This is a genomic window from Skermanella sp., from assembly GCF_059503625.1.
This window is the reverse complement of record NZ_JCACHA010000730.1, coordinates 1-10,851: the sequence shown is the minus strand read 5'-3', so window position 1 is coordinate 10,851 and position 10,851 is coordinate 1. Positions and strand designations below refer to the sequence as shown.

Sequence of the window (10,851 nt, the reverse complement as noted above, 5' to 3'; positions counted from 1 at the left end):
CAATGCCACCTGACGCAGCTCGTTCGTCTCCATCGAGATGAACCACTGCGGCGTGGTGCGGAAGATCAGCGGGGCCTTGGACCGCCAGGAATGCGGATAGCTGTGGACCAGCTTGCCCTTGGCCAGCAGGCCGCCGGCATGGGCGATTGCCGAGATCACGGCGCCGTTGGCGTCGCCCGTCTTGCCGGCCTGGGTATAGACACGCTTGCCGGCGAACAGCGGCACGTGGTCGTAATAGGTGCCGTCGTCGGCGACCGTCTGCGGCACCTGGATGCCGTGTTTGCGGCCAAGATTGAAGTCGTCCTCGCCATGGCCGGGAGCGATGTGGACGAAGCCGGTGCCGGCATCCGCCGTGACGAAGTCGCCCGGCAGCAGCGGGACCGAGAAGTCGTAGCCCTGGCCGTGCAGCGGGTGGCTGGTCTGGGTATCGGCCAGTCGGGCGCCCGGCAGAGTGTAGACCTGCCGCCACTCGGCGATGCCCGCCGTCTTCTTGAGGTCTTCGGCCAGCGCCGTGCCGACGACCAGCCGCTCGCCGACCTTGGCGGCGCTGCCCTCGGCCACTTCCAGCACCTTGAAGACGCCGTATTCCAGATCGGGGCCGTAGCCGATGGCGCGGTTGCCGGGCAGCGTCCAGGGCGTCGTGGTCCAGATGACGATCGAGGCGTCCTCGAGTTCCGGCACGGCCGGGGCGGAGATCGGGAACTTCACCCAGACCGTGGTGGAGGTATGGTCGTGGTATTCGACCTCCGCTTCCGCAAGGGCGGTCTTCTCGACCACCGACCACATCACCGGCTTGGCGCCCTTGTAGAGGCCGCCGTTGAGCACGAACTTGTGGATCTCGCGGACGATGATCGCCTCGGCCGGGAAGGTCATGGTCTTGTAGGGGTTCGACCAGTCGCCCAGCACGCCCAGCCGCTGGAACTCCTCGCTCTGGATATCGACCCATTCCTGCGCGAACTGGCGGCATTCGGCGCGGAACTGAAGGATCTCGACCTGATCCTTGTCCTGGCCGGCGGCGCGGTACTTTTCCTCGATCTTCCATTCGATCGGCAGGCCGTGGCAGTCCCAGCCCGGCACATAGACCGAGTCCTTGCCCAGCATCTGCTGCGAGCGGCTGACCACGTCCTTCAGGATCTTGTTGACCGCGTGCCCGACATGGATGTTGCCGTTGGCGTAGGGCGGGCCGTCGTGGAGGATGAACTTGGGCCGGCCGGCGGAGACTTCCCGCAGGCGGTCGTGCAGGCCCATCTCCGCCCAGCGCCGCAGCAGCTCCGGCTCCTTCGCGGGCAGGCCGGCGCGCATGGGGAAATCGGTGCGGGGAAGGAATACGGTCGATTTATAGTCGCGGGTCATGATCGGGTCCAGGCAGCCGTCGGGCCGTCGGTGCGGTCACCGGCAGCTCGTCGGGTGAAATCTGGGGAGAGCGATAGCATCGCGAAGCCTCCCACGTCCAGCCGCGCCGACAGGGCGGCGGCGGCAAACAGCTAATATCCCGGCCCTCAGCGGAGGACCGGGCAGCTAATTCGCGCGGGACGAAGCCGGGTGGCGGTGAAGAAGCCCATCATGATTGCGGAAGTTTAGCAGGCGCGGGAGGCGGGTCAAGGCGAAGCTCGAGCTTCAAAACGTGGACGGCCAGCGTTGCGCTCCATGGATAACTCGGATCACAATAATTGTAGTTTGACCTATGGCGTAGGGGACAATGTAGGGCGTACCTGAGATAACAAGCTCTCTGGTCCCTACAACGCGCCCAAACCGACCCTGCATTGGATTTTCACCAAGGCTTTGGACAGCTACACGATCTTTTCGACCAGATTACGCGCGGCACGCGGATTGTCCTTTCGGACAAAATCACTGATTGAATGGAGGTTTCGTTCAGCAGCGGGCAACCACGCGATGTGCAAGATATAAGCCCGAAATTTCAGAAGCTTGCCCGTATCCGGGCGACAACGTCTTCGTGGGAGATAAGCTTAACTTCCGGTGATGCAGCTTCAGCAAGACCTTGCTCAACTTCCTGACGAAACCATGCATCATGTTCTGTTTTTTCAACGTAACTTTGCATGAACTCCCGCAACAGCATAGACGCCGAAAGGTCGTTTGTCTGAGCAGCGCCGACAAAGCGGTCCTTTAAGTCGTCTTCAACGCGGAACGTGAAATTCGTCTCTGGCATCCGACTTCGAGTCCAAACATCAGGGGCATATTCTGGATAGATGATATGGGCGGCCGCGTATTTCGTCAACTCGGCCTTCAGCGAGCGGTCTGCTGGTTGTTTCCCGCAAACAAATTTCATTTTCCCGCCGGGATTAAACTGCCGCACCCTGCGTAATTGCCGCGAAACCTAAGTGGATCGCGGATGGAGTGCCAGGCGGTGCGGCAGGAAAAGCGGAAGGGATGGAAGGATCGGCGGGTCGTCGCGGTTGCGGTGGCGGCGGCCGTCGCCTTGCCGGCGCTTGCCGGCTTCACGCTCGGGCGCTCCGCGCCGGAGCCGGTCGAGATCCTTCAGGTCGCCTGCGGACTGCCGCGCGAGACGGTCAGCTTCAGCCTGCCCGGCACGCTGCTGACGATGACCGGAGGGCCGGGCGACGGCATGCACGTGCCGGTCTGGCTCGGACCGTTCCGGCACCAGGGGAGCGCCGACGTGGTCAGGCTGCGCTTCAGCGGCGACGCCGACGGCAGCGGATCGTCCATAACCAGGGTCGGCGACGTGCTGCACCTGCCGGTCAACTCCGGCGATTCCGACGACCCGCCGCGCCGCATCCTGCTGCATTGCCGGAACGATGTCGTGGCGAAGGTCCAGTACGTCAGCCAGGACGGCGTCAGCAAGGATTTCCCCGTCGTCCGCACCCTGATGGCCGAGGACATCGGCAATGATCCGCACTTGGCCGCGAAATGATGAAAAAGCCGGGATTAAAGCGCTGAGCCGTTCGTAATCGTGATCAAAGCGCATCGTTCAAATCAGCAGACAGAACACCAGACAGGGAATACGGGAGCATTTTCATGGAGTCATCGCCTAGCCGTTCGGACCTTGCCCGCTATCTCTCCCGGATTCGCGAATACCCGATGCTGGGCGCCGACGAAGAAGCCGATCTGGCCCGCGCATGGCGCGACCGGCGCGACCCGGATGCCGCGGAACGCCTGATCGGCAGTCATCTGCGCTTGGTCGCCAAGGTGGCGCGCGGCTATGCCGGCTATGGGCTGCCGATGTCCGACATGATCGCCGAGGGCAACATGGGGATGGTCCAGGCGCTGAACGGGTTCGACCCGGACCGCGGATATCGCTTCACCACATACGCTTTGTGGTGGATCCGGGCGGCCATGCAGGAATATATCCTGCGTTCGTGGTCGATGGTGCGAATGGGGACCACAGGAGCCGAGAAGAAGCTGTTCTTCGGCCTTCGCCGCGCCAAGAGCAACATGAACCTGTTGCAGGAAGGCGACCTGAGCCCGGAGGAAGCGCTGAGGCTGGCCCAGCACATGAAGGTGCCGGTGGCGGATGTCGCCGGGATGAACGGACGGCTTGCCGGCCCCGACCAGTCGCTGAACCTGCCGCTTCCGGGGATGGAGGACGGACAGGCGCAGGATTGGCTGGTCGATCCGTCGGAAAGTCAGGAAGAGATGCTGGCCCAGCGCCAGGAACTGGAACGCAGGAGGCTTCAACTGAAGAGGGCGATGCAGCAGTTGCAGGAACGTGAGCGCTCGATCCTTGCGGCGCGGCGCCTCTCCGAGGAACCGCTGACGCTGGAGGACCTGTCGCGTCAGTTCGGCATCAGCCGCGAGCGGGTCAGGCAGATCGAGGCGCGCGCCATCGAGAAGCTTCAGCGCCTGATGACCGGCGGCCGGCGCGCCCCTTCCCTGGTACCGGCCTGAAACGGAAATCGATGCCCAACGGGAACAACCCGCACGGAAAGCTGAAGCAGGAGATGGCGACCCACATCGCCAGCCTTCGCCGCTATGCCATCGCGCTGACCCGCAACGCCGACGAGGCGGAAGATCTGGTGCAGGAATGCCTGTCACGCGCGATAGCGGGCGCCGACACCTTCCGGCCTGACGCCGACCTGAGGGTGTGGCTGTTCCGTATCCTGCACAACGTCCATGTAAGCGGCCTGCGGCGGCGCAAGCTGGAGACCGCCGTCAAGGCTGATGCCGATGCGACGGCGGCGGCGATGCAGGCGACCGAGCCGGCGCAGCACCAGCATATGGAAGTGCGGGAGGTCATGGCGGCACTGTCCCAGTTGCCCGAAGATCAGCGCCGCGCCGTGACGCTGATCGCGACCGAAGAGTTGAAGTATGACGAGGCTGCCAAGCGGCTGGGAGTACCGATCGGTACGTTCATGTCCCGCCTTGGCCGGGGGCGAGCCGCCTTGCGCTCCATGCTCAATCAGGCCAGACGGCCCAGGCTGCGTCTGGTCGGGAGGTCAGAATGACGATCGAAATCGACGAGAACGACCTTCACGCCTTCCTCGATGGGCAGCTTACCGCCGAGCAGGAAGCCGTCGTCCTGGCATGGCTGGAAACCGACCCGGAGGCGCGGCAGCGGCTTCACGACTATGCCGAACAAAAGCTTCTGACGGCCATCGGCGTCTCCGAAGGCGCTGGGGAAGCGGACCCGGAGCGGACCGAGGAGCTGGCGGAGGAACTGGGAGCGCGCCTTCAGCTGGTGCTGACGAAGCGGCGCCCCCTCGTCTGGTTGCGGCAGGCCGCCGCCATCGTGGCGCTGGTGGCCGCCGGCTGGACCACCAACGAGCTTGTCCACCGCTTCGTCCCGGGGCCGCTGCCGACCTATGTGGTGGAAGCCACGGGCGCGCATCTGGTGTTCGCCGAGGGACCGATGCCGCCGGTCGTCAATCCCGGCCAGGAAGGCAGCACGGATCTCGCCCGCTGGATGTCGGCCCGGCTCGGCGAGCAGGTGGACGTGCCCGAACTGACGTCCCTGGGCCTGAAGCTGGTCGGCGGACGGGTAATGGGCGACATGCAGCACCCGCTGGCCGGACTGATCTATGAGGACCGCGAAGGTCACCGGCTGACGATCTGCCTGGTGCCGCGCGACGACGGACAGGCGGACGGTCTGCACATGGCGCAGGTCGGCGGGGTCCGCGTCGGCTACTGGAGCAACGGCGAGCGCAGCTACGTCATCGTCGCCGATACCAGCGAGACCCAGCTTGCCGCGATCGTCAGCCAGCTGGTGCAGACTACCGGACACGCCGCGAGCCAGACCGGAAGCAGCCAGACCGGAACCGGCCAGACTATCGACAGACATTACTGAACCGCGCATGGCGGTTCGGAAGCCGGTGGGGGCATGCCGATGAACGCCGGGAAGCGGCGAACCGCCGTTGCGGCCTGCCTTGCGGGACTGGGAGTGGCGGCCGGGACCGCGGCGTATTTCGTTTCGCTCCAGATGACCACACCCCGGACGGTTGCCATAACCTTGGCTGCATGCCGGGGCAACGGCGAGGCACGGGTCGAAATCCCGCTGCAAGCCCTGGAGCACGGCACGTCGGCCGTACCGATCAGCTTCGGCCCGATCGACCTTCCGGGAGCAGGAGGTTCTATCCGGCTGCACTTTCATACCAACCTGTCTTCCGGGAACGACGAGTCCGACGATGCCGAAGTCATGCGGTCCGGCGACATGGTCCATCTGCCCCTGACGTTCGGCCGTGACAGGGTTCTGCCTGAGCGCATCGACCTGAAATGCCTGGAGGGAAGGCTGACCGGAATAAGGTACCGGCATGAAGGGGGCGGCCGGATGTTCCGGGTCGTCGACGAACCGCGCGAGGTCGCGGAGTAGCGCTATCGGATGCGTTCGTAATGATTAGCACTGGCAGGGAGCCGGTGCGGCATTTACCATCCCGGCCACGCAGCGGAGAGCTGGGTGTGGGAATAACTTGGTATGTGGCCTGAAATGGTGGAGCGTCCCCTCGTCTATGTCCTTGAACAGATTGCGCCCAGCGCCGTCGCGACGCTGCGGCAGAGTTGCGACGTGGTCGAACCGGGCGACCCGCGGAGAGACCGATGGCCCGAAGACGCCGACGGCATCGTCGTCCGCACGTCCAAGGTCACGGCCGATCTGCTGAAGGCGGCCGTCAGGCTCAAGGTCGTCGGCAAGCACGGCGTCGGCGTGGACAACATCGACCTGGACGCGGCGCGGGCGCAGGGGATCGCGGTGATCAGCACGCCGGGCGCCAACGCAAACGCGGTCGCCGAACTGGCGGTCGGCCTGGCGCTGTCGGTCGCCCGGCGGATAAGCCTGCTGGACCGCGTACTGCGCGAGGGCGGCCTGAGCGGCACGCCGCCGCAAGGCTTCGAACTGTCCGGACGGACCGTCGGCGTGGTCGGCATGGGCAGCGTCGGGCGCCGGACCGCGATGCTCTTCAAGAACGCTTTCGGAGCGCCGCTGCTGGCCTTCGACCCCTTCGCTCCGGATTCGGCCTTCAATGAAGTCGGCGCCGAGCGCCATACCAGCCTCGACGCCATGCTGGCCCAGGTGGACGTGCTGACGCTGCACATCCCGCTCTCGCCCGATACCGCCGACCTGATCGACGGACGCAGGCTGGGGCTGATGCGGCGGGAAGCGATCCTGCTGAACCTGTCGCGGGGCGGGATCGTGGACGAGACGGCCCTGCATGCGGCGCTGGAAGGCGGTTTGATCGCGGGTGCGGCCAGCGATGTCTTCGTGGAGGAACCGCCGGCAAAGGACCATCCTCTGCTGAGCCTGGGCAACTTCGTCGCGACTCCGCATGTCGGCGCCGCGACAGCCGAATCGATGGAGCGGATGGGAATGGACGCCGTGGCCGGCGTGGTGGCCGTGCTTAGCGGCGGGACGCCGAGGCACCGGGTGGTATGACCCGAGGCGATAAATTTTGAACATTTATCTGAAATTTCGTTTGAAACCAGAAACGAAATATATCGGATAAATGTCGTTTCGGACTCGATTCGATTGGATCGACCGCTTAGGTTCCTCCATCCAGGCCATCGTCCCGTTCCCGACCGGCGCCGGAACGAAGACCCGGAGATACCGCACGATATTGAAGAAAGTGGAGACACCCCATGGCCATGGTGGACAAGATTGCCGTCATCGGCGCTGGATTGGTAGGTCGGGGCTGGGCCATAGTCTGCGCCAGGGCCAGTCGCCGCGTGGCGTTGTACGACAGCAATCCCGAAGCTTTGCCCCTGGCGATGCAGGTCATCGAGGGAAACCTCCGCGACCTGTTCGGCTTCGGACTTATCAACGTCGAGCCGGACCGGTTGCTCGAACGTATCGAACCCACGTCGAACCTTGCCGACGCCGTCGGCAACGCCAGCCACGTCCAGGAATGCGTGCTGGAACAGGTCGACCTGAAGCGCGAACTGTTCACCGAACTCGACCGGCTGGCCGACCCGGAAGCGGCCATCGCCAGTTCGTCGTCCGGCCTGCCGGCCTCCACCTTCACCGAACACCTGCCGGGCCGTGCGCGCTGTCTGGTCGCCCACCCCGTCAATCCTCCCTATCTCATTCCGCTGGTGGAACTGATCCCGGCGCCCTGGACCGACGAAGAGGTCGTGCTGCGCACCCAGGCGCTGATGACGGCGCTGGGACAGGAACCGATCCGGACCACCCGCGAAATCCCGGGCTTCGTGCTGAACCGGCTTCAAGGGGCCTTGCTGAACGAGGCGTTCAAGCTGGTGCAGGACGGCGTCGTCAGCGTGGAGGACATCGACAAGACCATCCGCGAAGGCCTTGGCCTGCGCTGGTCCTTCATGGGACCGTTCGAGACGATCGACCTGAACGCGCCGGGCGGCGTGGTCGATTACATCCAGCGCTATGGGCAGATGTATTACGAGATGGGGCAGACCCAAGCCCAGCCCCGCGAATGGGACGAGGCGGTGGCGACCCGGATCGAGCGCCAGCGCCGCATGATGCTGTCGGAAGACCGGCTCCAGGCACGTCAGGCGTGGCGCGACCGCCGCCTGATGGCGCTGGCCGCGCATAAGGCGCAGGCCAACAAGACCATCACGGAATAGAGGATTCCCGTAGCCGGCGTGTGCTACCGGGGTCAGCGGCCCGAGGCGTCCGGCTTCGGCAATTCCCGCAGAGCCTGCTGCCCGGCCGCCGTCAGTTGAAGCCAGGGCTGCCATGCCAGCGTCGCCATCCGCATCCAGAGGGCGAAGGGATTGGCCATCATCAGGGCTTCCGGGCGGAAGGCCTGCGACATCGCCAGGAACGACGGGGTCGCGCGGATGCTGATGGTCACCACTTCCGATCCGGAATCCTGATGTTCGCGCATGACCATCTCGACGGTGGCCGTGGGCAGGGTCGCGGTGATCCTGGTTTCTTCGGGCTTGGTTCGGTCGATCATGGTCTCTCCTTGGCAAACAATCGGCGGCGAACGGTCGGCGGCGAACGGTCGGCGGCGAACGGCCGGGCTGCGGGTTCCAGAGCCTGTGGCCCGTTATAACCCGTCAGCCGGCATTTGGCTGCTGACATAGGATGCGGCCCCGTGTCCCCGCAAAGATCATGACGCATATGTGACCCCTCACCCGGATGCCCTCCTTTGCCCCCGCGACTGGCGGCAACGGGGGGAGTACGCAACCCGTTTCGACGGTGTTCAGCGTATTCTGGGGAATCTCATGGCTTTCTGGCTGGTAACCGGTGGTTGCGGCTTTATCGGGTCCCATCTGACCGACGCGTTGCTGGCGCGTGGCGACAAGGTTCGGGTGCTCGACGACCTGTCCACGGGGCGGCGCTCCAACCTGCCCCAAGGGGTCGAGGTGGTGATCGGCGACGTCGCCGATGCGGAAACCACAGCCCGCGCGATGTCCGGGGTGGACGGCTGCTTCCATCTGGCGGCGGTCGCATCGGTCCAGCGCGGCAACGAGGATTGGCTGGGTACGCACCGGGTCAACCTGACGGGGACGATCGCGGTCTTCGACGCCGCGCGTACCTGCAACCGAAAGGGACCGGTGCCGGTGGTGTACGCGTCATCGGCGGCGGTCTACGGCGACAACCCGAACATGCCGCTGGACGAGAACGCCGCGACGGCGCCGCTGTCGGCCTATGGCGCGGACAAGCTGGGTTGCGAACTGCACGGCCGGGTCGCGTGGCAGGTCCACAAGGTCCCGTCGACCGGTTTCCGCTTCTTCAATGTCTATGGACCGCGCCAGGACCCGAAATCGCCCTATTCCGGGGTCATCGCGATCTTCGCCGACAAGGTCGCGGAGAACCGGGAGATCACGGTGAACGGCGACGGCGGACAGGTGCGCGACTTCGTCTATGTCGCCGACGTCGTCCGCCATCTGGTCGCGGCCATGGACGACGATACCAAAGGCGGCAGAGCCGAAGGCAGCAGGGTCTTCAACGTCTGCACCGGCCGTCCGACGACGGTGCTGGAGCTGGCTCGGATCATCTCGGAACTGGGCGGCGTCAAGCCGAGGATCGCCCATGGACCGGCGCGGATCGGGGACATCCGGACCTCGCTCGGCAATCCGGCCAAGGCGGCACAGGCGTTCGGCTTCACGGCGGAGACGCCGGTCGGAGAAGGTCTGCGCGAGACGCTGTCGGCGATCACCCGCGACTTGGCCGCGGAGTGATCGCCCTTGGACGGTTCTGAGGTTCAGTAGCCGGAGGCGCGGCGGCGGATCTGCCGGCCGAACCGGAAGGGCGACGGGAAATGGGCGACGAGGTTGCCCAGGCCGGACAGCCGCCCCGTCGTCCGCCCTACCCTCATCACGTCGGCGATTCGGCGGTCCAGGAAGGCCCAGGTGTCGCGCTTGTCCTCCGACTGGTCGTTCAGCCAGTAGAGCGTCGTGGACGTCAGCACGGCGGCGAGCAGCCCGCGCTTGGTGTAGTAGTTGAAGTCGGTGGCGGTATCGCCCGCCGCATACCACATGGCGTCGACCGTGCGGTAGACCATGCGGGCGCCCTGCGCCGTGTGGTTCGGCAACGCCAGGAACGTGAGAGCACGGCGGACGGCGTCCTCATGCGGTTCCAGCACCTCCAGCCGGGCGCGAACCGCGAGCGTGATTCGCTCGCGCACCTTCATGGCGTCCAGGTCGTGCTTTTCCAGCTCCTCCAGCATCCGGCGGTCGGCCCAGGAGCTGAAGTGGTCCACCAGTTCAGGAATGCCGCCGGGGAAGGCGCGGAACACCGCGTCGCTGTCGTAACCGGCCATCGATGCGCCATCGCGGAGCGACTGGGTGCTCCAGCCGTCGAAGATGACGTTGGGGAGGGTCGCTTCCAGGATCTCGTCCCGGATCCTGTAGATGTCGCCGTCGTTCGTGTCGGTGTGGGTGTCGTCGATGTCCATTCCAGCCCCGTTCATTCTTTTGGCCCCATCAGATCAATCTACTTGGCGTCGCCGCGCCGAAAAGCCAGTTCGGACAGGTCGTCCGGGAAATATCGGACTTCCTCGTTGAAAGTCAGCAGGCTGAGGTCCGGCATCCGGTCCAGATAGAGGATTCCGTCGAGATGGTCCATCTCGTGCTGAACGACCCGCGCGTGGAAGCCCCTGGCCTCCCGCTCGACCGGATTGCCGTGGAGGTCCAGGCCCCGGTAGCGGATATGGGCATGGCGCGGCACGATGCCGCGTATGCCCGGGATCGACAGGCATCCCTCCCAGCCGGGAACGGTATCGTCGCCGACCGGCTCGATCTCCGGATTGATCAGGACCTGGAGACCGCGCGGCCTGTCCTCCTCGTTCTCGTGGGTCGCCCTGGCCGCCGGCACGATGAAAAGGATGATCCGGCTGGACGCATGGACCTGGGGGGCGGCCAGTCCGGCGCCCGCGGCGTCCTCCAGCGTTTCGGCCATGTCCAGGATCAGCCGCTGTATTTCAGGGTCTGTGGGGTCCGCTACCGGGTCCGCGACCCGGCGCAGGACAG

13 protein-coding genes and 1 pseudogene are annotated in these 10,851 nt (G+C 65.2%); 8 read left to right on the top strand and 6 right to left on the bottom strand.

Annotated features, from left to right (window positions below):
* The 3 genes and pseudogenes from AC5JJ6_RS24815 to AC5JJ6_RS24805 all read right to left on the bottom strand — a co-directional run.
* Positions 1-1,353, bottom strand: a 1,353-nt coding sequence (locus tag AC5JJ6_RS24815) for a class I tRNA ligase family protein (protein WP_496044627.1), incomplete at its 3' end; no start/stop codon positions are given.
* A 264-nt stretch (positions 1,354-1,617) separates the two neighbouring features.
* Positions 1,618-1,779 (bottom strand): annotated as a pseudogene (locus AC5JJ6_RS24810) (type II toxin-antitoxin system RelE/ParE family toxin); the annotation flags it as partial.
* Between the two features lie 139 nt (positions 1,780-1,918).
* Positions 1,919-2,314 (bottom strand): CopG family ribbon-helix-helix protein, encoded by a 396-nt coding sequence (locus AC5JJ6_RS24805; RefSeq protein WP_496044626.1) that lies wholly within the window; start codon positions 2,312-2,314, stop codon positions 1,919-1,921.
* A 51-nt stretch (positions 2,315-2,365) separates the two neighbouring features.
* Here AC5JJ6_RS24805 and AC5JJ6_RS24800 point away from each other — a divergent pair, with 51 nt between their 5' ends.
* From AC5JJ6_RS24800 to AC5JJ6_RS24770, 7 genes are all read left to right on the top strand, one after another.
* Positions 2,366-2,890 carry a hypothetical protein gene (locus AC5JJ6_RS24800; protein WP_496044625.1) on the top strand — a complete coding sequence of 175 codons (525 nt, stop codon included), beginning with the start codon at positions 2,366-2,368 and terminating at the stop codon, positions 2,888-2,890.
* 104 nt (positions 2,891-2,994) lie between these two features.
* Positions 2,995-3,864 carry an RNA polymerase sigma factor RpoH gene (gene rpoH, locus AC5JJ6_RS24795; protein WP_496044624.1) on the top strand — a complete coding sequence of 290 codons (870 nt, stop codon included), beginning with the start codon at positions 2,995-2,997 and terminating at the stop codon, positions 3,862-3,864.
* A gap of 11 nt (positions 3,865-3,875) precedes the next feature.
* Positions 3,876-4,421, top strand: a complete 546-nt coding sequence (locus AC5JJ6_RS24790) for a sigma-70 family RNA polymerase sigma factor (RefSeq protein ID WP_496044623.1) — start codon at positions 3,876-3,878, stop codon at positions 4,419-4,421.
* Entirely contained in the window at positions 4,418-5,260 is an 843-nt protein-coding gene (locus tag AC5JJ6_RS24785; RefSeq protein WP_496044622.1) for an anti-sigma factor family protein, read from the top strand. Before AC5JJ6_RS24790 ends, AC5JJ6_RS24785 begins: the two co-directional genes overlap by 4 nt.
* Before the next feature lie 33 nt (positions 5,261-5,293).
* Positions 5,294-5,782 (top strand): hypothetical protein, encoded by a 489-nt coding sequence (locus AC5JJ6_RS24780; RefSeq protein ID WP_496044621.1) that lies wholly within the window; start codon positions 5,294-5,296, stop codon positions 5,780-5,782.
* 102 nt (positions 5,783-5,884) lie between these two features.
* Positions 5,885-6,838: an NAD(P)-dependent oxidoreductase gene (locus AC5JJ6_RS24775; protein WP_496044620.1), complete on the top strand. Its 954-nt coding sequence runs from the start codon at positions 5,885-5,887 to the stop codon at positions 6,836-6,838.
* A 203-nt stretch (positions 6,839-7,041) separates the two neighbouring features.
* Positions 7,042-7,995 carry a 3-hydroxyacyl-CoA dehydrogenase gene (locus AC5JJ6_RS24770; protein ID WP_496044619.1) on the top strand — a complete coding sequence of 318 codons (954 nt, stop codon included), beginning with the start codon at positions 7,042-7,044 and terminating at the stop codon, positions 7,993-7,995.
* A 32-nt stretch (positions 7,996-8,027) separates the two neighbouring features.
* Here AC5JJ6_RS24770 and AC5JJ6_RS24765 read toward each other — a convergent pair whose 3' ends face one another.
* Positions 8,028-8,330 (bottom strand): hypothetical protein, encoded by a 303-nt coding sequence (locus AC5JJ6_RS24765; protein ID WP_496044618.1) that lies wholly within the window; start codon positions 8,328-8,330, stop codon positions 8,028-8,030.
* Between the two features lie 271 nt (positions 8,331-8,601).
* On the opposite strand from AC5JJ6_RS24765, the gene AC5JJ6_RS24760 reads away from it, so the two are divergent.
* Positions 8,602-9,561 (top strand): NAD-dependent epimerase/dehydratase family protein, encoded by a 960-nt coding sequence (locus AC5JJ6_RS24760; RefSeq protein WP_496044617.1) that lies wholly within the window; start codon positions 8,602-8,604, stop codon positions 9,559-9,561.
* A 23-nt stretch (positions 9,562-9,584) separates the two neighbouring features.
* Here AC5JJ6_RS24760 and AC5JJ6_RS24755 read toward each other — a convergent pair whose 3' ends face one another.
* Together AC5JJ6_RS24755 and def are read right to left on the bottom strand one after the other, a co-directional pair.
* Positions 9,585-10,277, bottom strand: coding sequence for a COQ9 family protein (locus tag AC5JJ6_RS24755; RefSeq protein WP_496044616.1), 693 nt, complete (start codon positions 10,275-10,277; stop codon positions 9,585-9,587).
* 38 nt (positions 10,278-10,315) lie between these two features.
* Positions 10,316-10,851: peptide deformylase (def, locus tag AC5JJ6_RS24750; RefSeq protein ID WP_496044615.1), on the bottom strand; the 536-nt coding region annotated here is incomplete at its 5' end.